Annotated in this window: 19 protein-coding genes; 15 read left to right on the forward strand and 4 right to left on the reverse strand. The window is 72.5% G+C overall.

All coding sequences use genetic code 11. The features are described 5' to 3' along the window. Positions 1 to 131: 131 nt before the first annotated feature. Genes ASC77_RS14860 through ASC77_RS14875 form a run of 4 tightly spaced genes read left to right on the forward strand, consistent with a single transcriptional unit; the run spans position 132 to position 3,429 of the window. Positions 132 to 1,307 (forward strand): cytochrome P450, encoded by a 1,176-nt coding sequence (locus ASC77_RS14860; protein WP_056154474.1) that lies wholly within the window; start codon positions 132 to 134, stop codon positions 1,305 to 1,307. Beyond that, positions 1,304 to 1,492 carry a ferredoxin gene (locus ASC77_RS14865; protein ID WP_056154477.1) on the forward strand — a complete coding sequence of 63 codons (189 nt, stop codon included), beginning with the start codon at positions 1,304 to 1,306 and terminating at the stop codon, positions 1,490 to 1,492. Before ASC77_RS14860 ends, ASC77_RS14865 begins: the two co-directional genes overlap by 4 nt. Next, positions 1,489 to 2,511, forward strand: coding sequence for an NAD(P)/FAD-dependent oxidoreductase (locus ASC77_RS14870; RefSeq protein WP_056154480.1), 1,023 nt, complete (start codon positions 1,489 to 1,491; stop codon positions 2,509 to 2,511). Before ASC77_RS14865 ends, ASC77_RS14870 begins: the two co-directional genes overlap by 4 nt. A gap of 9 nt (positions 2,512 to 2,520) precedes the next feature. Next, a complete protein-coding gene (locus tag ASC77_RS14875) occupies positions 2,521 to 3,429 on the forward strand; it encodes a LysR family transcriptional regulator (RefSeq protein ID WP_056154484.1) in 909 nt (302 codons plus the stop codon). Between the two features lie 34 nt (positions 3,430 to 3,463). Here the strand turns inward: ASC77_RS14875 and ASC77_RS14880 are convergent, their stop codons facing one another. Next, entirely contained in the window at positions 3,464 to 4,576 is a 1,113-nt protein-coding gene (locus tag ASC77_RS14880) for a hypothetical protein (protein ID WP_056154486.1), read from the reverse strand. A 71-nt stretch (positions 4,577 to 4,647) separates the two neighbouring features. Here ASC77_RS14880 and ASC77_RS14885 point away from each other — a divergent pair, with 71 nt between their 5' ends. The 4 genes from ASC77_RS14885 to ASC77_RS14900 all read left to right on the forward strand — a co-directional run bounded on the left by ASC77_RS14885 (position 4,648) and on the right by ASC77_RS14900 (position 9,205). Continuing rightward, positions 4,648 to 6,138, forward strand: coding sequence for an amino acid permease (locus ASC77_RS14885; RefSeq protein WP_056154489.1), 1,491 nt, complete (start codon positions 4,648 to 4,650; stop codon positions 6,136 to 6,138). A 68-nt stretch (positions 6,139 to 6,206) separates the two neighbouring features. Further along, positions 6,207 to 6,671, forward strand: coding sequence for a hypothetical protein (locus ASC77_RS14890; protein WP_056154491.1), 465 nt, complete (start codon positions 6,207 to 6,209; stop codon positions 6,669 to 6,671). Next, the gene (locus ASC77_RS14895; RefSeq protein ID WP_056156482.1) at positions 6,668 to 6,991 is read left to right on the forward strand and encodes a transcriptional regulator; all 324 of its coding nucleotides are present in this window, start codon (positions 6,668 to 6,670) and stop codon (positions 6,989 to 6,991) included. Before ASC77_RS14890 ends, ASC77_RS14895 begins: the two co-directional genes overlap by 4 nt. 84 nt (positions 6,992 to 7,075) lie before the next feature. Continuing rightward, a complete protein-coding gene (locus ASC77_RS14900; protein WP_056154493.1) occupies positions 7,076 to 9,205 on the forward strand; it encodes an MMPL family transporter in 2,130 nt (709 codons plus the stop codon). An 88-nt stretch (positions 9,206 to 9,293) separates the two neighbouring features. Here ASC77_RS14900 and ASC77_RS14905 read toward each other — a convergent pair whose 3' ends face one another. Continuing rightward, positions 9,294 to 9,887, reverse strand: a complete 594-nt coding sequence (locus ASC77_RS14905; protein ID WP_056154496.1) for a TetR/AcrR family transcriptional regulator — start codon at positions 9,885 to 9,887, stop codon at positions 9,294 to 9,296. A gap of 283 nt (positions 9,888 to 10,170) precedes the next feature. Here ASC77_RS14905 and ASC77_RS14910 point away from each other — a divergent pair, with 283 nt between their 5' ends. Genes ASC77_RS14910 through ASC77_RS14935 form a run of 6 tightly spaced genes read left to right on the forward strand, consistent with a single transcriptional unit; the run spans position 10,171 to position 16,531 of the window. After that, the gene (locus ASC77_RS14910; protein WP_056154499.1) at positions 10,171 to 11,025 is read left to right on the forward strand and encodes an aryldialkylphosphatase; all 855 of its coding nucleotides are present in this window, start codon (positions 10,171 to 10,173) and stop codon (positions 11,023 to 11,025) included. Positions 11,026 to 11,027: 2 nt separating this feature from the next. Continuing rightward, positions 11,028 to 11,993, forward strand: a complete 966-nt coding sequence (locus ASC77_RS14915) for an aryldialkylphosphatase (RefSeq protein WP_056154502.1) — start codon at positions 11,028 to 11,030, stop codon at positions 11,991 to 11,993. A gap of 10 nt (positions 11,994 to 12,003) precedes the next feature. After that, positions 12,004 to 13,092, forward strand: coding sequence for an FAD-dependent monooxygenase (locus ASC77_RS14920; protein WP_056154506.1), 1,089 nt, complete (start codon positions 12,004 to 12,006; stop codon positions 13,090 to 13,092). A 4-nt stretch (positions 13,093 to 13,096) separates the two neighbouring features. Continuing rightward, entirely contained in the window at positions 13,097 to 13,915 is an 819-nt protein-coding gene (locus ASC77_RS14925) for an alpha/beta hydrolase (protein ID WP_235547699.1), read from the forward strand. After that, positions 13,912 to 14,820, forward strand: coding sequence for an MBL fold metallo-hydrolase (locus ASC77_RS14930; protein ID WP_056154508.1), 909 nt, complete (start codon positions 13,912 to 13,914; stop codon positions 14,818 to 14,820). The genes ASC77_RS14925 and ASC77_RS14930 overlap by 4 nt, the downstream gene beginning before the upstream one ends. Beyond that, the gene (locus ASC77_RS14935; protein ID WP_056154512.1) at positions 14,813 to 16,531 is read left to right on the forward strand and encodes a CocE/NonD family hydrolase; all 1,719 of its coding nucleotides are present in this window, start codon (positions 14,813 to 14,815) and stop codon (positions 16,529 to 16,531) included. The genes ASC77_RS14930 and ASC77_RS14935 overlap by 8 nt, the downstream gene beginning before the upstream one ends. Here the strand turns inward: ASC77_RS14935 and ASC77_RS14940 are convergent. After that, positions 16,518 to 17,222 carry an IclR family transcriptional regulator gene (locus ASC77_RS14940; RefSeq protein WP_056154515.1) on the reverse strand — a complete coding sequence of 235 codons (705 nt, stop codon included), beginning with the start codon at positions 17,220 to 17,222 and terminating at the stop codon, positions 16,518 to 16,520. The two genes, ASC77_RS14935 and ASC77_RS14940, sit on opposite strands and share 14 nt — an antisense overlap. A 55-nt stretch (positions 17,223 to 17,277) precedes the next feature. On the opposite strand from ASC77_RS14940, the gene ASC77_RS14945 reads away from it, so the two are divergent. Continuing rightward, entirely contained in the window at positions 17,278 to 18,981 is a 1,704-nt protein-coding gene (locus ASC77_RS14945; RefSeq protein WP_082574777.1) for an FAD-dependent monooxygenase, read from the forward strand. Here ASC77_RS14945 and ASC77_RS14950 read toward each other — a convergent pair. Further along, a complete protein-coding gene (locus tag ASC77_RS14950; RefSeq protein ID WP_056154518.1) occupies positions 18,918 to 21,659 on the reverse strand; it encodes an ATP-binding protein in 2,742 nt (913 codons plus the stop codon). The two genes, ASC77_RS14945 and ASC77_RS14950, sit on opposite strands and share 64 nt — an antisense overlap. Positions 21,660 to 21,698: the final 39 nt, after the last annotated feature.

Here is a 21,698-nt window from a genome sequence, read left to right on the forward strand (position 1 = left end):
TCCGTCAAGTGAAAGTTCAGAATGTCTTTCACGCGATCACGCTGTCCCGCGACGCGATTCGCCAGGTGCATGGGGATGCATGCTTTCTATGCGTTGGACCGATCACGGGGTGACGACCTTCACTTCTCGCCATGACCACACCCGCCACCGACGACCTCGACCTCTTCGCCGACGAGCTCCTGGTCGACCCCTACCCGGCGTACGCCCGGCTCCGCGAGCTCGGCGACGTCGTGCACCTGCCGACCAACGACGTCTACGCCCTGACCGGGTACGACGCCATCCGCTCCGCCCTCGGCGACTGGGAGACCTACTCCTCGGCCGGCGCCATCGGCTTCAACCCGATGGTCAACGAGGCGCTGACCGGCACCTCGCTCTCGTCCGACCCGCCGGTGCACACCCAGCTGCGGGCGACGCTGTCGGAGAACCTGTCGCCGCGCGCGCTGCGCGGCCTCAAGGACACGATCGAGACCAAGGCCGACGCGCTGGTCGCCGACCTGGTCGAGCGTGGGTCGTTCGAGGCGATCGACGAGCTCGCCCGCGAGCTCCCGCTCGAGGTGGTCGCCGACCTGATCGGCTTCACCGGCCACGTGCGCGCCAACATGCTGCGGTGGGGCCAGGCCGCGATGCAGGTCATCGGGCCGCTCAACCAGCGCACCGCGGAGAGCTTCCCGATCGCCGGCGAGCTCTACGGCTGGTGCTCCACCGTCACGGCCGTCGAGCTCGCGCCGGGGTCGGTGGGCCGCGGCATCTTCGACGCCGAGGTGCGCGGCGAGATCCCGCCGGGCTCGGCCGGCCACATCATCCACCAGTACCTCGGCGCCGGGATCGACACGACCATCGCGGCCCTCGGCAACGTGATCGCACTCTTCGCGGCGCACCCCGACCAGCTGGCGGCGGTCCGTTCGGACCCGGCCCTGGTGCCGGCCGCGTTCAACGAGGCGCTGCGCTTCTGGGCTCCCGTGCACGCCTGGGGCCGTCGTACGACGCGCGAGGTGACGATCGACGGCGCGGTGGTGCCCGAGGGCGCGCAGGTCGCGATCCTCTTCGGCGCCGGCAACCGGGACCCGCGCCACTACGACCGGCCCGACGAGTTCCTGGTCGAGCGCAACCCGGTCGACCACCTGTCCTTCGGCTACGGCCCGCACGGCTGCGCCGGCCAGGGGCTCGCGCGGCTCGAGGTGCACGCCGTCATCGCCTCGCTGGCGAAGCGGGTCTCGCGCTTGTCGGTCGGTGACGCCGTCCGGGTGCCGAGCAACATCACGCGCTCCATCGAGGAGCTCCCGGTCCTGGAGGTGGTGCCGGCATGAGGCTGGTGCTCGACCGACCGCGCTGCGAGGGCCACGGGCTCTGCGAGGAGGCCGCGCCGTCGCTCATGCACCTCGACGACGACGGCGAGCTCGTCCTCGACGTGCCCGAGGTCGCCGACGCCGACACGGCCGTGGCCCAGGCCGCGGTCCGTGTCTGCCCGGTCGCGGCGCTCCGACTCTCGTGAAGCGGCCACGACGGATCGTCGTCGTCGGCAACGGCATCGCCGGGCTGACCGCCGCGGACACGCTGCGCGCGGAGGGGCACGACGGATCGCTCGTCATCGTGGGCGACGAGCCGGCGTACTCCCGGCCCGCGCTCTCCAAGGCCCTGCTCCGCGACGACCCGACCGCCCACGGGCTGCCGCCCACCTCGCACGGCGCGACCGAGCTGCTCGGCGTGCGCGCGACCAGCCTCGACACGGGGCGACGGCTGGTCGCGCTGTCCGACGGGCAAGAGCTGGCGTACGACGGGCTGGTGGTCACCAGCGGCTGCCGGCCGCGGCGGCTGTCGGACGCCGACCTCACGCTGCGCTCGCTCGCGGACGCGACAGCGCTGCGGTCCGCGATCTCGTCGCGGCCCTCGGTGCTCGTCGTCGGCGGCGGACCGCTCGGCATGGAGGTCGCGTCGTCGTGCCTGGCCGTCGGCTGCGCGGTGACGGTCACGAACGTCGGGCCACCGCTGGTCGACCAGCTCGGCCCCCACCTGTCGTCGGTGCTGGTCGAGGCCGCCGTCGCGCAGGGCCTGCGGGTCCTGGACGCGTCGGAGCCCCGGCCGCCGGCCGACCTGGTCGTCACCGCCGTCGGCGACGTGCCCAACACCGAGTGGCTCGGGACCTCCGGCCCGCTCGGGGCCGACGCGCGCGGCCGGTGGCGTCCGGAGGTGGTCGCCGCCGGCGACGTCGCGGCGTACCCGTCCGGGCGCACGCCGCTGTGGACCAGCGCGATCGAGCAGGCGAAGGTCGCGGCGGTCGCGCTGCTGCGTGGTGACGAGGCGCCGGCGTACGTCCCTCGGCCGTACTTCTGGACCGAGCAGTTCGGGCTCTCGGTGAAGGCGGCCGGCACGCTGCCGCCGTACGGCGACCCGACGGTCGTCGAGCGCGACGGCACCTCGATGCTGCTGCAGTGGCCGGGGGCGGCCGTGGCGGTCAACTACCGGATCCCGGTGCCGCGGCTGCGCCGGCTGGCCGAGGCCGCAGCGGTCTAGGGTCGGCGCGTGGCCTCCGACCTCGACCGCCTGGCCGCGGTCGACCTCAACCTGCTGCCACCGCTGCTCGCGCTGCTGGAGGAGCGGTCGGTGACGCGGGCGGCCGCCCGCGTGGGCCTGTCGCAGCCGGCGATGAGCCATGCCCTGGCCCGGATCCGCCGTCTTGTCGACGACGACCTCCTGGTCCGGCAGGGCCGGACCATGGTCCTCACGCCGCACGCGACCGAGCTGGTCGGGCCGCTGCGCGCGGTGCTCGACCAGGCCGCGCGCGTGGTGCGCTTCCCGGCCTTCGACCCGGCGACCGACGCGCGCACCATCAACGTCACCTGCTCGACGTCGACGGCGTACGTCCTCGGCGGCCACCTCGCCCGCCTCGTCGCCGAGCGAGCGCCGCACGCCACGCTGCGGATGAGGACGCTGGCCGACGTCGACGACTCGGTCTTCACCGACCCCGGCACCGACGTCGTGCTCATCCCCGAGGGCGTGCCCGCGCCGTACCCGCGCGAGCGCCTGTACGACGACCGCTGGGTCGTCTTCGCGGCCCGCGACGCAGCGCCCGCCGACGCGACCGCGCTCGAGCTGCTGACGACGCTGCCGCACGCAGTCTTCGACACCGGGAGCCGACGGTCGCGGCCCTACGCGGTCCTCGACGAGGAGGGCGTGGAGTACGCCGTGCGCCAACGAGTTCCCGACCAGATGCTCCTGCCCGCCCTGGTCGCCCGCGTCGGTGGCGTCGCGGTGCACCGCCTGCGGGTCGTCAGCACCGAGCTCTTCGTCGACCGGCTGCGCATCGAGGAGTTCCCCTACCCGATCCCGACCCTCGGCATCGACCTGGTCTGGAACCCCCGGCTCGCCGACACCGCCTTCACCGACTGGCTCGGCGCCCTCCTGCACGAGGCCGCGGCCGCGATCGGCTGATCCCCGGACACCAGAGGGCGGAGGCCGGCTGCCGTCAGTGGCGGCCGAGCACCAGCCTGGCCACGCGACCGTTCGCCCCGGCGGCCCAGCACGAGCCGTCCTTGGTGCAGTCGAGCGCGTGGTAGCCGTCGGTGCTCAGGTGCCGCCAACTGCGTCCACCGTCGAAGCTGATGCTGGTGCCGCGGACGTCGCCGGACTCGCCGGTCACGAGCAGCGGGTGGCCGCGGGTCGGCAGGTACGCCGCATCCTCGGCCAGGTGCTGGAGGTCGCCGGCGTTGCGCCACGTCCGGCCGTCGCGGGTGACGGCCACGGCGTCCACGCCGTCGGTCGGCTCCGCGAAGTCACCGCCGACCGCGACCCCGTCCCGCGGCGAACGGAAGGCCAGGGCGAAGACGCCCGCGGCGTCGCCGGCCCGGATCGTCGAGTCGGTCGCGGTCCAGGTGTGGCCGTAGTCGTCGGAGCGGAAGACGCGCGAGGCGCCGCCGCCGGAGCCGAAGTACGCCGTGCGCCCGGTCGTCACCAGGCAATCACCGCTGGCGGCGAAGCCGGCCTCGGTGGGCGCCTCGGGCATCCCGTCGTTCGGCAGCACCTCCCACGAGCGGCCCGCGTCGTCGGTCGACAGGATCCGGAACTTTCCGTCGACCGGGTCGCTCAGCGCCAGGCCGCGCTTGCTGCCGGGGTAGAAGGCGAGGCAGTCGTAGAACGCCGCCGGGTCGTCGTTGACGAAGGCCGTCGTCCAGCTCGCGCCGGCGTCGGTGGTGCGGTAGATCCGCGACGCGTCGCCGGGGCCGATCGCCAGGATCACGGCCTCGCGGCCGCTGCGCGCCTCGACGTCGCGGAAGAGCAGGCCCTCGGTGTCGGGCGGGCTCACGTCCTGCCAGGTGCGACCGCCGTCGGCGGTGCGGAAGACGCGACCGGGCGCCCCCTCGGTGGCGCTGCCGCCGGTCACCCACGCCGTACGCCGGTCGACGGCGTCGAGGCCGCGGAAGCCCTGGTCGGCGTCGATGACCGTCTGCTGCCACGACCACGCCTTGTCGTGGCCGTGGCCATGCCCGCCGTGGTCGTGGCCGGACGCCTGGGCGGTGCCGCCCGTCATGGCGGCTCCGGCGAGCAGGCTGGACAGGACGAGGTACCCGAGACGTCGCATGTCAGCACCCTGCCCCCGCTCCACCGGTCTTGTCCACGACTGGGATCGCCGTTCAGTGGGTATCGACGGTCGTGGACCTGACCAAGACGAAGTCCGTCGACGACATCCTCGCCGTCAACGCGGAGCCCGACGAGACCGACGACCAGCAGGGAGAGGCCGGCGAGACCGGTCGGCTCAAGAAGAGCCTCGGCGCGCTCGACCTGATGGGCTTCGGCATCGGGATCGTGATCGGCACCGGCATCTTCACGCTCACCGGCGTCGCCGCGAAGGACTTCGCCGGCCCGGCCGTGATGCTGTCCTTCGCGCTCGCCGGGATCGTCAGCCTGCTGGCCGCCCTCTGCTACGCCGAACTGTCGTCGTCGGTGCCGACCGCCGGGTCGGCGTACACCTACGCCTACGCGACGATCGGCGAGGTCTTCGCCTGGATCATCGGGTGGGACCTGGTGCTCGAGTTCTCGCTCGGCGCGGCGGTCGTCGCGCGCGGCTGGTCCGGGTACGTCGCCAGCCTCTCGGACAAGGTCCCGACGAGCCTCTTCGGGGAGTCCGCGCCGATCAACGTCGGCGCCGTGATGATCGTGCTGGTGCTCGGCCTGGTGGCGTGGGTGGGCATCCGCGAGTCGAAGTGGGTCACCAACACGCTGGTGGTCATCAAGGTGCTCGTCTGCCTCTTCGTGATCTTCGTCGGCGCGTTCTACGTGAAGACCGCCAACTGGCACCCGTTCATCCCGCCGAGCGAGCCGGGCTCGGACTCCGGCGGCCTCACCCAGCCGCTCTGGCAGATGCTCACCGGCACCTCGCCGTCGATCTACGGCATGGCCGGCGTGCTGTCCGCGGCCGCGGTCGTCTTCTTCTCCTACACCGGCTTCGAGGCCGTCGCGAACCTCGGCGAGGAGACCAAGAAGCCCTCCCGCGACCTGCCGATCGGGCTGCTCGGCACGCTGCTCATCTGCACACTCCTGTACGTCGGCGTGGCCGGCGTACTCACCGGCATGGTCGACTTCCACGACCTCGACGAGGGCGCCCCGATCTCCGAGGCGTTCAAGACCGTCGGCCTCGGCTGGGCCGCCAACCTGATCAGCATCGCCGCCATCGCCGGCCTCACCTCGGTGATCCTGGTCGACATCGTGACGATGCCGCGGATCGGCTTCGCCATGGCCCGCGACCGGCTGCTGCCGCCGCGGCTCGCCAAGCTGCACCCGCGCTTCGGCACCCCGACCCTGATGACCGCCATCACGGTTGCCTTCGTCGCGGTCCTCGCCGCCCTCGTGCCGCTCGACAAGCTGGCCGAGATGGTCAGCATCGGCACCCTCTTCGCGTTCGCGATCGTCTCGCTCGCCGTCCCGATCCTGCGCCGCACCAGCCCCGACCTGAAGCGCCCCTTCCGCACCCCGCTCTCCCCGGTCCTGCCGATCGTCTCCGCGATCCTGTGCGTCGCCCTGATGGCCAACCTCGCGGTCGACACCTGGATCCGCTTCGGCGTCTGGCTCGCCCTCGGCCTGGTCATCTACTTCGCGTACGGCGTGCGCCGCTCGCGGGTGCAGCAGGAGGCCTCCGAGGGCTGACAACGGGCCTTGACTTTCCGACTGGGAAAGATGCATCCTTCTTTCCACTTAGGAAAGAAGGAATCGCCATGGAGCCCATCGCTCAGCACGAGGCCCGCGAGGCCCTGGAAGCCATCGAGCACGCCCGCCGCGGCGTGGCCGCCGAGGTGGGTCTGCCGCGCTGGTACTGGTGGCTGCTCGCCGCCGGCTGGGTCGTCCTGGGCGTCGTCGGGGACCTGTCCGCGGCGTGGTTCGCGACCGTCGCGACCGTCGCGTACGGCGCCGTGCACGCGACCGTGGCATCCCGCGTGCTGAGCGGCCGTCGTCGTACCGGCGGCGTGCAGGTCAGCGCCGAGACCGCGAGCCGGCGACTGCCCGTCGTGGTGATCGGCATGCTGGTCGCGCTGGTCGCCCTGACCATCGGCACCGCGCTCGTCCTCGACGCCGACGGCACCGAGCACGCGAGCATCTTCGCCGGGATCTTCGTCGCCGCCGTCGTCGGTTTCGGCGGCCCGGAGATCCTGGGCGTGCTCCGCCGATGGGCCCGAGCATGAGTGCGGCGAAGTTCGACGAGCTCATCCACCCCAGCACCCGCCTGACCCTGGTGGCGACCCTCGCGGCCGCCGACTGGGCCGAGTTCGCCTTCCTGAAGGACCGTCTCGCGCTCTCCGACTCAGCACTGTCCAAGCAGCTGGCGACGCTGGAGGAGGCGGGGTACGTCGCCACCGAGCGCTACCTCGTCGGCGGCCGCCGCAAGCTCCGCGCCCGGCTCACCAAAGCCGGACGCCAGGCGTACGACGGCCACGTGGCCGCTCTGCGCCTGGTGATCGACTCGGCGGGCGAGAGCGTCGCGGCGGAATCTGTCGAGGGGTAGCGCGCCCCGGGACGTCATCGACACTGAGGGCGAGCTGCGTCTGCGGCAACGTCAACACACCGATGGTCGGCGTAGCATCCGAGTGTGCGTGCTCTCGGCGAGTGGGTGTTGCGGCACCGCATGATGGTTGTGCTCGGCTGGTTGCTGATCACCGTCGTGGGCGCATCGATCACCAGCACGGTCAACAATCGGCTCACCGTCGACTTCTCGCTGCCCGGGCAACCCGGGACCGAGGCTGCTGCGCAGATCACGGAGGCGTTCGGCAACGGTGGCAACACGGTGCCGTTGCTGGTCACCGTCACGATGCCGGAGGGCCAGACCGTCACCGGCAACGAGCAGCAGATCGGCGACGCGTTCGCGACGGTGACACGCGCCGAGGTGCCGTTGCGCGTGCTCGACGAGGCGAACACCGGCGACGACGCTTTCCGCACCGAGGACGACCGGACGGCGTACGCGATGGTGTTCTACCCGTTCCCGGACAGCTTCTCGAGCGTGCTGCCGGTCGATGTGGTGCGTGGGGCGGTCAGTGCGCAGGCACCGGATGGGGCCACAGTTGGCGTGACCGGGATGGACGCGTTGGCCGTCGGCGACGACGAGGGCGGCAACAGCGTGCTCGTCGAGACGATGCTGGGAGGTCTGGGAGCTCTCGCCGTCCTGTTGTTCGTCTTCGCCTCCCTGCTGGCGTTCCTGCCCCTGGTGGTCGCGGCGGTCTCGATCCTGACCACCTTCGTCCTGCTGCTGCCGATCACCTACTTCACCGACGTCTCCTTCATCGTTGAGTTCCTGATCGCCCTGGTCGGGCTCGGCGTCGCCATCGACTACTCGCTGCTGTTCGTGACCCGCTGGCGTGAGGAGCGTGACCACGGTCGCGACAACCACGAGGCGGTCGTGACCGCCATGGAGACGGCAGGTCACGCCGTCCTGTTCAGCGGCATCACGGTGGCCATCGGACTGCTCGCACTGGTGGTGCTGCCGGTGCCCTTCCTGCGCAGCATCGGGTTCGCCGGCGCACTGATCCCGCTCGCGAGCGTGCTGGTCACCCTGAGCCTGACTCCGGCAATCCTCGGCAGCATCGGTCCGCGGGTGGATTGGCCCAAGATCCGTCACGAGGCCGAGTCGAGTCGTGGGTGGACCGGCTGGGCGAGGCTGGTCGTCCGTCACCGGTGGGTCGCTGCCGGTGCGGCGTTCCTGGTGCTCGGGCTCCTCACGGTCGCCTTCGCGGGCATCAAGATCGGTGCCGCTGACTCCGACTCGCTGGCCAAGAACGGTGCCGCGTTCGACACGCTGCAGGTCCTCAAGTCCGGTGGGGTCACGACGGGTGTGCTGACCCCTATCGAGGTGCTGGCCGAGACCGACAAGGCGGAGTCCGTCGCGAGCACCCTGGGCGAGGTCGAGGGCATCGACGCCACGTTCGTCCCGACCGGGGAGGGGTCGGACTCGGCGGGTCGCACGGTCGTCGTCCTGGTACCTGACGAGGAGACGGTGAACTCTCAGAGCGTCGATGTCGTCCGGACCGTGACTGCCGTCGCCGATGACACCGACGGGGTCATCGGCGTGGCCGGCCTGGGTGCCGACCAGGTCGACTTCCTGCACGCGGTCTACGGCAACCTGCCGCTGATGCTCGGCCTGATCTGCCTGCTCACCTACGTGCTGCTGGTCCGGGCGTTCCGCTCGCTCCTGTTGCCTCTCAAGGCCGTCGTGCTCAACCTCGCCTCGCTCATGGCGGTCTTCGGGACCATGGTCCTGTTCTGGCAGGAGGGCCACGGCTCCACGGCGATCTTCGGCATCGAGGCGACCGGCGCCGTGACGTTCTGGATCCCGATCATGGTCTTCGCCTTCCTCTACGGGCTGTCCATGGACTACGAGGTCTTCATCCTGAGCCGCGTACGCGAGGAGTACGACGCCGGCGCATCCACCGACGAGGCGGTCATCCGAGGCATCGGGCGCACCGGTCGACTGGTCACCAGCGCTGCCCTGATCCTGTTCCTCGCCTTCGCGGCCCTCGCCTCGGGGCCAGGCACCGACATCAAGGTCCTCGCGACCGGATTGGGAATCGGGATCCTGCTGGACGCCACCATCATCAGGTCCGTCCTGGTGCCATCGCTGGTCTCACTGTTCGGCACCTGGAACTGGAAGCTGCCCGACCGTGTCGCGCGGCTGCTGCGGGTAGCACCCTCGGTGGTGCACCCCGAAGATCCGCCGACCCGCAGCTGACGTCGCCGACGCGCGGGCGTGCCCCGGGACGTCATACGAATCGAGGCATGGAGACCACCATCCGTATGACGTCCCGGGCGTCCGAGGCTCACGTGACGAGCAGCGAGCACCAGCTGTCGACGATGGTGTCGAGGGCGACGTCGCGGGCGACCTTGTCGTCCCAGCCCTCCAGCATCCAGCGGCGGGAGAGGAACTCGACCTGGGCGAAGGCGAGGACGCCACGGACGTGGCGGGAGTCCTTGTCGAAGCGCTTGGCCTTGTCGAGGCCGCGGTGGATGTCGCCGATGGCGGACTCGAACCACTTCTCGACGGCGAGCTCGATCTCGGGGTCGGCGCCGGCGGCCTGGTTGGCGGCGCGGACCTTGGGCATCAGGTCGGGCCACTGGTCGAAGCGCTTGCTGATCCAGCCGCGGATGAGCTCGCGGTCGCCTGACTCGACGACCTGCTCGAGGGTCGGGTCGTCGGCGCCGACGAGAGACTCGTTGATCTCCACGATGAGGGCCTGCATCAGGGCCGGCTTCGACGGGAAGTGCAGGTAGAAGGTCGTCCGGGTCGTACCGGCGCCGGTGGCGATGTCGTCGATCGTCGCCGCGGCGTACCCCTTCTCCTGGAAGACCGTCAGGCCGGACTCGAGGAGGAGCCTCCGGGTCATCTGCTTCTGGGCGTCGCGGAGGCTGGGCATGGCGTCAGGTTAGCGGGCGTCGTGTCGTGCTTGGGGCTGCTTCTCGGCCCACTGGGTTTCGAGACGGCGCTGGCGCGCCTCCTCAACCACCGGGCGGCTCAGGTTTCGAGACGGCGCTGGCGCGCCTCCTCAACCACCGGGCGGCTCAGGTTTCGAGACGGCGCTGGCGCGCCTCCTCAACCAGCGCAGCCATACTACTTCGGTTTTCGTTCTGTGGTTTCACTTGACACACTGTCGTGTTAAGTGACACCGTTCACACCCAGTCGAGCGGAAGGGAGTCGTCATGGGGGTCGTCAACACCGTCCTCGGGCCGGTGCCGGCGGACGAGCTGGGAGTCGTCGCGGTGCACGAGGCCCTGCTGTCGGTGGTGCCGGGAGCGCAGTACGCGCACGACATCACCATCGATCGGGCCGAGGTCTTCGCGACGCTCGAGCGCGAGCTGCGGGCGTTTCACACCGCGGGTGGCGGCACCGTCGTCGACAGCACCGGGATGTTCCACGGCCGCGACGTGCGGCTGCTCGAGGCGCTGTCCCGTACGACGGGGGTGCACCTTGTCGCCTCCACCGGCATGGGGCCGGAGGCGCTGCTCGGCGGCTACTTCCTCACCCCGCAGACCAACCCGCCGACGCCGTGGCCGGCGGAGCGGTTCGCCGACCTCTTCGGCCGCGAGGTCGCCGAGGGCATGGTCGTGCCGCGCGTCGAGCGCCGCGGGGCGGCCGGCCTGGTCACCACCGCGACCACCCGCGGCGGCCGCACCGCCACCGACGAGAGCCTGCTGCAGGGCGTGGCTCGCGCGGCACTCGCGACCGGCGCCCCGGTCTCGCTGCGGATCGACGACGTCGACGACCTCGACGTCGTGCTCAAGGAGGGGCTGCCGGCCCGCCGCGTCGCGGTCGTCACCGACGACCCCGCGGCCGCGATCGATCGCGGCGCCTACGTCGTGGTCACCGACCCCGCCCTCGTCGGGACGCTCCCGGCCGAGCGCGTGCTGCTGGCCACCGGGGGCGTCGGCGTCTCGTTCGGCGAGGACGCCCCGGCCGCGTCGTACGCCGACCTGCCGACCGCCCTCGCCGGCGACGTCGCCCACCAGGTGCTCGTCGCCAACCCGCGCGACCTGCTCACGATCGAGGAGAGCTGACCATGTCCCACGTCAACACCGTCCTCGGCCTGGTGCCCGCCGCGGAGCTCGGCTTCGTCGCCGTCCACGAGCACATCGGCTACGGCATGCCCGGCTCCGAGCTCGACACCCAGTGGTGGAAGACGCCCGAGCAGCGCTACGAGGAGACCGTCCCCAAGCTGCGGCAGTTCCATCAGAACGCCCAGCCGTACGGCGCCGCGACGTTCGTCGACGCCACCGGCATCTGCAACGGCCGCGACGTCTCCTACTACCAGTCGCTGTCGGAGAAGACCGGAGTGCACATCGTCGCCTCGACCGGCTTCGTCGGCGGCGACACCGCCCTGCCGTTCTTCGAGCGCGCCAGCGTCGACTACCTCACCGAGCAGTTCCTGCACGAGATCACCGTCGGCATGGGGATGACCGGCGCGAAGGCCGGGATCATCAAGGTCGGCGTCAGCCGCGGGTTCCTGATGAAGGAGCTCGACCTGCGCATCTACCGGGCCGCGGCCCGGGCGGCACTCGCCACCGGCGTACCGATCTTCACCCACCTCGCCGTCAACGCCGAGCCCGCGATCGAGATCTTCGAGGATGAGGGCCTGCCGCTGGACCGGGTGCTCTTCGGGCACGCCGACGACGGCATCAGCCAGGGCAAGGTGCGCGACCGCTGGATCGCCGAGCAGGGCGGGCGGATCGGCTTCGACACCTTCGGCTACGACCTCGAGCTGCCCGACCCGCCGTTCTGGGGCCGGCCCCGCCAGGAGCGGCTCGACCACTTCCTCGGCTACCTGCGCGACGGCCTGGTCGACAGCGTGCTCGCCTCCGCCGACGCCAACTGCAGCCCGCTCGGCTGGCCCGGAGTGAAGGGCCACACCGTCAACTACCTCTTCGACGTGCTCATCCCCGCGCTCCACGACGCCGGGGTCGACGACGCCACGATCCGCAGGATCTTCGTCGAGCTGCCCGCCTCCTTCCTGTCCCTCCAGAGCTGAGAGAGAACCCATGGACATCACCGGACTCACCGTCGCCGTCGTCGGCGCCGGGTACGGCGGCGCCGCGGCCGCCCGCGCGCTCGCCAACCTCGGCGCGGACGTCACCGTCTACGAGCAGGCCACCGAGATCCGCGAGGTCGGCGCCGGCATCGGCCTGCGCCCCTCCTCGATGGGCCAGTTCAACCGCTGGGGCATCGGCGACGCGATCAAGGCGGCCAGCTCGCCCAGCGACGGCTTCGAGATCCTCACCGCCGACGACCACCGGATCGCCCGCGAGGAGTGGCCCGAGAAGTCGACGTACGGCGAGACCACGCAGCTGATCCACCGCGGCGACTTCATCGAGGCGCTCGTCGGGGTGCTGCCCCCGGGCATGGTCAGGCTCGGCCACCGGCTCGAGAAGGTCGTCGACGACGGGGGCGCGGCGACCCTGCACTTCGCCAACGGCGAGACCGTCACCGCCGACCTGGTCGTCGGCGCCGACGGCATCAAGTCGATCGTGCGCGAGCAGCTCTTCAGCGACGCGCAGCCGGTCTTCGCCGGCGAGCACGCCTACCGCGCCGTCATCGACATCGACGCCACGGCCGGCATGTGCGACGACGGCGACCTGCGGATGTACATCGGCCGTGGCACCAAGGTCTACCTGCTCCCGCTCCTGCACCGCGGCCAGGTCTCCTTCGACATCACCGCCCTGCACCCCGACGGCACCTGGGCCCCCGCCGTCAGCAAGGACGACATCGTCCGCACGGTCGCGGGCTTCGACGAGCGGATCGTGCGGATGACCGAGGGCCTCGACATGGAGACCGTCAACGCCCGCGCCGTCTACGACATCGACCCCGTCGACACCTGGCACTCCGACTCCGTCGTCCTCATCGGCGACGCCGCGCACGCCATGTGCCACCACCAGGGGCAGGGCGCCAACTCGGCGATCCTCGACGCCGGCGCCCTCGCCGACGCGCTCGCCGCCGCCGGCACGGTCGCCGAGGCCCTGGCCGCCTTCCAGGCGACCCGCAAGCCGGTCACCGACGAGCTGCAGCGGATCTCGCGCAACGGCTGGACCGCCGACGAGCTCGACGAGGTCTTCCCCGGGCAGAAGGGCTGAGGCGGTGCAGCTCGACCCCGTCGCGATGCGCGCCGCCGAGGAGGCGGCCGTGCTCCCGCTCGCCGACCGGCTGCCCCTGCACTCCGTCGAGGACACGACGTACGACGGCGTGCCGGTGCGGGTGTACGGCTCGACCACCGACGCCGTCATCGTCTACATCCACGGCGGCGCGTTCTTCCTCGGCAGCCTGGAGACCCACGACCACGTCGCGCGCGAGCTCGCCGTCGCCACCGGGCTGCGCGTGGTCGCGGTCGACTACCGGCGGGCGCCCGAGGCGGCGTACCCGGCCGGCCTCGACGACTGCTACGCCGTCGTCCGGTCCATCACCAAGGACGGCGGCTCCGTCGCTCTCGTCGGCGACAGCTCGGGCGGCAACTTCGCGGCCGCGGTCGCGGCGATGGCCCTCGACGACGGGCTCGCGGGCATCACCCATCAGGTGCTGCTCTATCCGTCGCTCGACCTCGACTTCGACGAGAGTCGCTACGGATCACTCGTCGAGAACGCCGTCGGCCACGGCCTCGAGACCGCCGGGCTGAAGCCCTTCAACGCCTTCTACGTCGACAGCGGCGCCGACCCGGCCCTCCCCTCCGTCTCGCCGATCAAGCGCACGGACCTGACCGGGCTGCCGCCGGCGCTGGTCGTCACCGCCGAGCACGACCCGCTGCGCGACGAGGGCGAGCTCTACGGCCGCCGCCTGCAGGAGGCCGGCGTCGACGCGACGGTCAGCAGGTACGCCGGCGCCGGGCACGGCTTCGTGCAGTTCCTCGGCTCGGACCCGCGCTTCCACCGGGTGTACGACGAGATCGCCACCTTCCTCTCATGAGCGTCGTCGTCCACCCGATCGCCGCGCCCTGGGGCCGCTTCGCGCTCTACAGCTTCCTCATCGACGGCCCCGAGCTCGCGATCGTCGACACCGGCGTCACGGCCTCGGCCGCCGGGATCCCCGCCGAGCTGGAGCGGCTCGGCCGGCGGATCGAGGACGTCCGCTGGATCCTGCTCACCCACGGCCACATCGACCACGTCGGCGGCGCCCACGCGCTCTGGGAGGCGACCGGCCGACGCGCCGAGGTCGTCATCTCCGCGACCGATGCGCCCTTCCTGCGCAGCCGTCGGGCCCACGTCGACGAGGCCCTCGCGCTGCGGGGCGCGTACGTCGACGCCGCCGCTCTCGAGGCCGCGAAGACGGCCGAGGCGCTCGACGCCATCTCCGGCGAGCTGGAGCCGACCCGGACCGTCGACGACGGCGACGTGCTCGACCTCGGCGGCATCGAGGTGCGCGTCGTGGCGGTGCCGGGCCACACGCAGGGCGCCGTCGCGTACGTCGTGGACGGGCACGTCTTCGTCGGCGACGCCGTCCAGGGCTACGGCGCGGCCAGCGGCTTCCCGGGCTACGAGGACCCCGACGCCTACCGGGCGTCGCTGGAGAAGGTGCTCGCCCTCGAGCCGCGACACCTCTACCTCGGGCACCCCTACCGCCGCGCGGACGGCACGCCCTTCCCCGTCGACCTCGACGAGGCCGGCGCCCGCGAGGCGCTGCAGACCAGCCTCGACCGCGAGGCGCAGGTCCGGACGGCGGTCACGGCCATCGCCCCGGCCGAGTCGGCCTCGGCGTACTCACCCTTCGAGCGGGTCGCCCACGAGCTCGGCTACGCCGGCGACCCGACCCTCGAGCCCTCGCCCTTCTTCACCACGCTGCACGGCTACACCCAGGAGGCACGCCATGTCTGACGTCCGCATCATCGAGGCCGGCACCCAGAAGATCGCCGTCCGCAAGGACCTCCGCGTGCCGATGCGCGACGGCGTCACCCTCGTCGCCGACGCCTACCACGGCACCGACGACAGGCCGCGCCCGGCGCTCGTCGCCCTGTCGCCGTACGGCAAGGAGCTCCAGGCGCTAGCACTGACGACGCCGCCGCAGCGGCGTCCGAGCCCGATGTGGGACGGCTGCATCGAGGCCGGCGACATCGCCCGCGTCGTGGCCGAGGACTACGTGCACGTGATCGGCGACCTGCGGGGGTCCGGTGGCTCCGAGGGGGAGCACGTCGGCAACTACAACGCCGGCGGCGTCTCGCTCGGCCAGGACGCCTACGACGTCATCGAGTGGGTCGCGGCGCAGCCGTGGTGCGACGGCAACGTCGGGATGATCGGCATCTCCTACTTCGGGTCGATGCAGGTGCTGGCCGCGGCCGAGCGGCCGCCGTCGCTCAAGGCGATCTTCGTCAGCGGCGGGCACTACGACTTCTACGAGACGACCTACCACGGCGGCGTCATGTGGTTCATGCCGCGCGCGGCGCGCGAGGGCCGCGGCGGCGACTCGGGCTGGGCGTTCACCGACGGCGTGAAGTCGCGGATGCTCGAGACGCACTCCCCGGAGAAGGTCCGGGCCCTGGTCGCCGAGCGCCTGCAGGACCCCGACGTCGCCGCGTGGCCCAACCTCGTGCACGTCCTGCACTACCCCAAGAACCACGAGGCGTGGTTCGACATCGTGATGAACGACCTCGATGGCGAGTGGTACGAGGAGCGCAACCCGATCACGCTCGCGCCGCAGATCGACATCCCCGTCTGGGTGCAGCTCGACCAGGGCCGCGGCTGGACCCTCGACGGCACCATCGAGCTCTTCCACGCCCTGAAGGGCCCGAAGAAGCTGTCGATCGGGCCCTACCCGCCCATGCAGTCGCGCCCCTTCATCGAGGAGCACGACCGGATGTTCCGCTGGTACGACCACTGGCTCAAGGGCATCGACACCGGCGTCATGGACGAGCCCGCCGTCGACGTGCACGTCGAGGGCTCGCGGCAGTACGTCGTGGGCGACACCTGGCCGCCGAAGCCGGTCGAGCACCGCGAGCTCTTCCTGCGCCCGCGCCGCAAGCTCTCCCCCGAGCCCGAGACGATGGGCACCGAGCACGCCGCGCCCGACGGGTTCTACCAAGCCCCGCTGACCGTGACCGACCAGGTCGAGATGCTCTCCTGGAGCACCGAGCCCTTCACGGAACCGGTCGAGATGATCGGCACCGGGGCGGCCCACCTCTTCGTCGAGATCGACCAGCCGGACACCAACCTCATCCTGCGCTTCTGGGACGAGGCGCCCGGTGGCAAACGTCAGCTCGTCACCACGGCGTACCTCAAGGCCTCGCACCGCGAGCTCGACGAGGAGCGCTCGTCGTACGGCGACCCCGTGCACCCGCACACGCGCGCGGTGCCGGTCGAGCTGGGCGTGATCGAGGAGTACGTGCTGCGGGTCTACCCCTTCGCGACGACGTTCCTGCCGGGCCACCGCCTGGTCGTCGAGCTCTCGAACGACGAGCCGCTCGCCGACGCGCACAACGCCCTGCTGCCCCCGGACGCCTTCCACCTGCCGGTCGGACGGCCCGTCACCCACAAGGTCTACCGCGACGCCACGCACCCGTCCCGGCTGGTACTGCCGTTCACCGTGGGCTGACGCCGAGGTCCGACTCGATCCCGCGGGCGGCGGCCTGGAGGGTGGCGACGAGACGGGGCAGCTCGGCCTTGTCGTAGCGCACGCTCGGCATCGAGACCGAGAGCCCGGCCAGGGCGGAGCCGTCGGCGTCCCGAACGGGTACACCGACGGCGACCACACCCTTCTCCGATCGACCCTGGTTGACGGCGAAGCCCTGCCGGCGGATCCGACTCAGCTCCCGGTCTCCGGCCGAGTCCACAGGATCCTCGGCGAGCAGCAGCATCCCGGCGGTCGTCTGCCCGACCGGGAAGACCATGCCCTCGCGCGACCCCACGCGCAGCGCCTGGTCGCACTCCACGCTGGCGATGAAGCGCGCGGTGTCGCCGGTGCGGATGCCGACGTTGGCGGACTCGCGGAGCAGGTCGACGAGGCGGGCCAGGTGAGGCAGCGCGGCCGCCCGCAGCTGCGCCGTACGTGACCCGGAGTGCGCCGCGAGCTCGAGGACCGGCCCGGCGCGGTAGACCCGGCGCTCGTCCTGCACGGCGAAGTCGCGGTAGACGAGCATCGCCAGCAGGCGGTGGGCGGTCGAGCGGGCGACGCCCAGCCGCTCGGCGACCTCGGCGACCGTCAGCTCGCCCTCGAGCTGGAGCATCGTCGCGATGCGCAGGGCATGGTCGACGCTGGTAACGGCGTACGGCGGCGGAGTCTTCATTCTGCACACCAGAATTACCTGTTCCGTCATGTGACGCAAGCCGCAGTCTGGAGGCATGCAGCAAACCGACGTCGACGTCCTCGTCGTGGGCACCGGCCCCGCGGGGCTCGTGCTCGCCGCCCAGCTGGCCCGCTTCCCGTCGATCCGCACCCGGGTCGTCGAGCGGCGCGACGGTCCGCTCGAGCTCGGCCAGGCCGACGGGGTCGCGTGCCGCACCCTCGAGATGCTGCGGGCCTTCGGGATCGCCGGCCGGGTCATGGAGGAGGCCTACTGGGTCAACGAGACCCGCTTCTGGCGCCCCGACGCCGGGCAGGACGGCGGCATCGTCCGGTCCGGTCGCGTGCAGGACGTCGCGGACGGCCTGAGCGAGATGCCGCACGTGATCCTCAACCAGGCCAGGGTCCACGACCACCTGCTCGACCAGATGCGGGCGTCGGGACTCGAGCCGACGTACGGTGCCGAGCTGGTCGACCTCGTGGTCCCCGACGGACCGGGACCCGTCACCGCCACCCTGCGCGACGTGCGCACGGGCGCGACCGAGAGCGTGCGCGCGTCGTACGTCGTGGGCTGCGACGGCGCGCGCAGCCGGGTGCGCGAGGCGATCGGTCGGCAACTGCACGGCGACCGCGCCGACCACGCGTGGGGCGTCCTGGACGTCTTCGTCGACACCGACTTCCCCGACATCCGGTTCAAGGCCGCCATCCAGTCGGCCGGCCACGGCAGCATCCTGCTGATCCCGCGGGAGGGCGGCCGGATGGTCCGCCTCTACGTCGACCTCGGCACGGTGACGCCCGACAACCGCGACGCCATCCGCACGATGACCCCCGACGACGTCGCCGCGGTCGCGCAACGGGTGCTGCAGCCCTACACGATCGAGGTACGCGAGACGGTGTGGTTCTCCGTCTACGAGGTCGCCCAGCGGATCGCCGACGGCTTCGACGACGGCGTCGGCCGCGGTCGGGCGCCACGCGTCTTCATCGCCGGCGACGCCTGCCACACCCACAGCGCCAAGGCCGGCCAGGGCATGAACGTCTCGATGCAGGACGCGTTCAACCTGGGCTGGAAGCTGGCGGCGGTCCTGGAGGGACGAGCCGACGCCGACCTGCTGACGACGTACGACGAGGAGCGCCGCCCGGTCGCCCAGGAGCTCATCGACTTCGACCGCGAGTGGCAGGCGATGCTCGCCAGCCCGCCGAGCGAGCAGGTAGCCGACTACTTCGTCCGTCAGGGCCGCTACACGGCCGGCGTCGCCACCCACTATCCCGCCGGGCGGCTCGTCGGCACGGACGAGCACCAGCACCTCGCTGCGGGCTTCGTCGTCGGGACCCGCTTCCACTCGGCGCCCGTCACCCGGATCGCCGACGGGCGGCGCGTGGAGCTCGGGCACGCCGCCACCGCCGACGGTCGCTGGCGTCTCTACGCGTTCGCCGGCGCAGACCTGGACCGGTGGCGGTCGGCGATCGGTCGGTTGGACGGCGGGTCGCTCGACGTGATCGGCGTCGTCCCCGGCGACAGCCACACCACCGAGGACCTCGGCCTTCCGGTCGCCCGCGACCACGCGTACGCCGCCACCACCGGCGGCCGCGTCGGCGAGGAGGACATCTTCGACCTGCGCGGCGTCGACCCGGAGCGCGGCGCACTGGTGCTGGTGCGTCCCGACCAGTACGTCGCCCAGGTGCTGCCCCTCGACGGCAGTCAGCCGACGTCGCGCATCCGCTCGGCCAGCTCGGCGCGGGAGCCGATGCCCAGCTTCGTGTAGACGTGGCGCAGGTGGTACTCCACCGTCTTCGGGCTGAGGAAGAGCGCGGCCGCGGCCTCGCGCGTCGTCTGCCCGTCGGCGAGGAGCAGGGCGATCTGCAGCTCGCGGGCCGTCAGGTCGACGACCGGGCCGGTCTCCCGGCGCTGGAGCGTCAGCCCGCTGGCGTCCAGCTCCGCGAGGGCGACGTCGGACCAGCGCCGCGCGCCCAGCCGCTCGAAGTCGTCGAGCGCCGCGCGCAGGTGCTCGCGGCAGTCGGTGCGCCGCCGCATCCGCCGCAGGCGCTCGCCGTACAGCAGGCGCGTGCGCGCGGTCTCGAAGCGGTCCGGGGTGAGCGCGTGCAGCGCCAGCGCGGCGGCGAAGGCCTCGTCGACGTCGTCGTCCGCGGCAAGCAGCGCCCGGACCCGGGCGGCACGGGCGAGCGACCACGGGCTGCCCTTGCGGTCGGCGCGCGCGAGGTAATCGTCGACGACGGCGTCCGTGCCGTCCAGGTTCCCGAGGCGGCGCCGTGCCTCCACCAGCTCCGGCACGGGCGACAGGTCCGGGTCGCCCACGTCGCGCTCCGCCAGCAGGGCGACCAGCCCCTCGAACCCGGCGACGGCCTCGGACACCAGCCCCAGCGACAGGTCCAGCTCGGCGGTCCCGAAGCCCACCCACGCACGGGCCAGGTGCACGTCGTGGGCGTCGCCGATCGCGCGCGCCTCGGCGCCGGCGGCGCGGCAGGCCTCGACGCGACCCTGGCGGGCGTGCAGCCAGCACAGCCCGGCGAGGTTGGTCGCGAGCTCGGTGACCTGACCTGACTCGCGGGCGAGAGCGACGGCCTCGCCGTACGCCGCCTCCGCGCGCGGCCAGCGCTCGCCCGTGGCGTCGTCGCGCGCGAGGTGGAAGAGCAGGTGCGGCAGCTCGCCGATCGCGCCCGCCTCGCGGCGCTCGGTCACGGCGCGCTGGACGAGCTCGCGCCCGGCGTCCGACTCGCGGAGGTAGAGCGGACCGAGCAGCTCGAAGGCCGAGCGGGTCCGGTGGTCGGCGAGCGGGAGGCCGGCGAAGATCCGGACGCCGCGACGCAGGTGCTCGGCGCCCGAGGTGCCCTCGAGGGTGCGGGCCATGCCGGCGGCGATCGATGCGATCGCCTCGGCCCGCGCGCCGGCCCGCGCACAGACGTCCGGGTCCGCCAGCAGTCGCTCGAGCCGCTGCCCGACGACGCTGCCGGCCGGGACGTCGAGCAGGTAGCAGCACACGTCGACCACCTCGGCGTAGAGCACCATCGACTCGGCGATCGCCTCCTCCCCGGCCTGGTCGGCGGCCCGCAGGAGCTCGACGTACGCCTGCCCCAGCCGGCCGGAGCGGGCCGCCGCGAGACCGGTCACGGCGCGCACCCGGGCGCGCAGCGCGGGCTCGGTGACGTGGCGCAGCGCCTCGTCGAGGACGAGGGCGGCGCGCGGGTCGTCGCCGGACAGCCAGGCGGCCTCACCGGCCGCGAGCAGCCGGCGGCCGGCGTCGTCCGAGGAGACCGACAGCCGCGCCGCCCGCTCGCTGGCCGACGCCGCCACGGCGTGCGCGCCACGCGCCGCCGCCCGGCGCGCGACCGCGTCGAGCTCGTCGGCGACCCCGTTGTCGGGACCCAGCGCCGCCGCGCTCAGGTGCCAGGCCCGCCGGTCCAGGTCGCCCGGCGGCAGGACCTCGGCGACCAGCGCGTGCAGCCGCCGGCGTACGCCGGCCGGAGCCGTGGCATAGACCGCGGCCCGGGCCAGGGGGTGCACGAAGGCCACCGAGTCCGGGCCGGTCGTCACCAGCCCCGACTCCTCGGCCGAGGCCAGACCGTCGACGGGGACGCCGGCGAGGGCGGCCGCCCGCCCGACGACCGCGAGGTCCTCGCCCGCGACGGCGGCGACCCGGACGGCGTCGAGGGCGGACGGCTCGAGGCGTTCGATGCGCATCCCGTAGGCCGCGGTCGCCACCTCCGACAGCCCGGGAGCCGTCTCGAGGCCGGCCGGCAGGCCGACGAGGGAGTCGGGACGGTCGGCCAGCGTGCGCAGGACCAACGGGTTGCCGTCGGCCAGCTGCACGATCCGGGCCGCCTGCTCCTCGGTCAGGGCCTGGCCGGAGCCGCGCACGACCTCCCGGGCGGCCTGGAGGTCCAGGCGCGCCAGGTCGAGCACCGGCAGCCCGTCCCAGGCGTCGGTCTCGTCCGGGCGCAGGGCGACCAGCACCAGCAGGGCATCGGCGACCAGACGGCGCGACACGAAGGCCAGCGCCTCGGCCGACGGGCGGTCGAGGAGGTGCGCGTCGTCGACGACCACGACGGTCGGCCGCTCCTCGCTCGCCCGGGTCAGGAGGGTCAGCACCCCGGCGGAGATCGCGAACCGATCCACCACCCCGTCCTCGCGCAGCGCGAGCGCCGTGCCGAGGGCCTCGGCCTGCGGCGTCGGCAGGGTCTCGACGAGGTCGACGAGCGGGCGCACGAGCGCGGCCAGGCCCGCGAACGGGAGCTCCCGCTCGACCTCCGCCCCCCGGGCGCGCAGCACCTGCAGACCGTCCGCCCGCGCCACGGCGTCCTCGAGCAGCGCGCTCTTGCCGATCCCGGGCTCGCCGCGCACCACCAGGACGCCGCTCTGGCCGAGGCGGGCTCCGGAGAGCAACGCCTCGAGGTCGCGCTGGGCCTGCTGGCGCCCGACCAACATGCCCCGAGTCTAGGGACGACCTCGAGACCAGGGGGGTCA

This window comes from Nocardioides sp. Root1257 (genome assembly GCF_001425175.1).
GTDB lineage: Bacteria > Actinomycetota > Actinomycetes > Propionibacteriales > Nocardioidaceae > Nocardioides.

Excerpts from the sequence above, each read along its gene's own strand:
- ASC77_RS14950 (WP_056154518.1), bottom strand. The coding sequence starts at position 21,659 with ATGTTGGTCGGGCGCCAGCAGGCCCAGCGCGACCTCGAGGCGTTGCTC.
- ASC77_RS14920 (WP_056154506.1), top strand. The coding sequence starts at position 12,004 with ATGGACATCACCGGACTCACCGTCGCCGTCGTCGGCGCCGGGTACGGC.
- ASC77_RS14945 (WP_082574777.1), top strand. The coding sequence starts at position 17,278 with ATGCAGCAAACCGACGTCGACGTCCTCGTCGTGGGCACCGGCCCCGCG.
- ASC77_RS14930 (WP_056154508.1), top strand. The coding sequence starts at position 13,912 with ATGAGCGTCGTCGTCCACCCGATCGCCGCGCCCTGGGGCCGCTTCGCG.
- ASC77_RS14860 (WP_056154474.1), top strand. The coding sequence starts at position 132 with ATGACCACACCCGCCACCGACGACCTCGACCTCTTCGCCGACGAGCTC.
- ASC77_RS14935 (WP_056154512.1), top strand. The coding sequence starts at position 14,813 with ATGTCTGACGTCCGCATCATCGAGGCCGGCACCCAGAAGATCGCCGTC.
- ASC77_RS14910 (WP_056154499.1), top strand. The coding sequence starts at position 10,171 with ATGGGGGTCGTCAACACCGTCCTCGGGCCGGTGCCGGCGGACGAGCTG.
- ASC77_RS14880 (WP_056154486.1), bottom strand. The coding sequence starts at position 4,576 with ATGCGACGTCTCGGGTACCTCGTCCTGTCCAGCCTGCTCGCCGGAGCC.
- ASC77_RS14890 (WP_056154491.1), top strand. The coding sequence starts at position 6,207 with ATGGAGCCCATCGCTCAGCACGAGGCCCGCGAGGCCCTGGAAGCCATC.
- ASC77_RS14895 (WP_056156482.1), top strand. The coding sequence starts at position 6,668 with ATGAGTGCGGCGAAGTTCGACGAGCTCATCCACCCCAGCACCCGCCTG.
- ASC77_RS14865 (WP_056154477.1), top strand. The coding sequence starts at position 1,304 with ATGAGGCTGGTGCTCGACCGACCGCGCTGCGAGGGCCACGGGCTCTGC.
- ASC77_RS14915 (WP_056154502.1), top strand. The coding sequence starts at position 11,028 with ATGTCCCACGTCAACACCGTCCTCGGCCTGGTGCCCGCCGCGGAGCTC.
- ASC77_RS14905 (WP_056154496.1), bottom strand. The coding sequence starts at position 9,887 with ATGCCCAGCCTCCGCGACGCCCAGAAGCAGATGACCCGGAGGCTCCTC.
- ASC77_RS14940 (WP_056154515.1), bottom strand. The coding sequence starts at position 17,222 with ATGAAGACTCCGCCGCCGTACGCCGTTACCAGCGTCGACCATGCCCTG.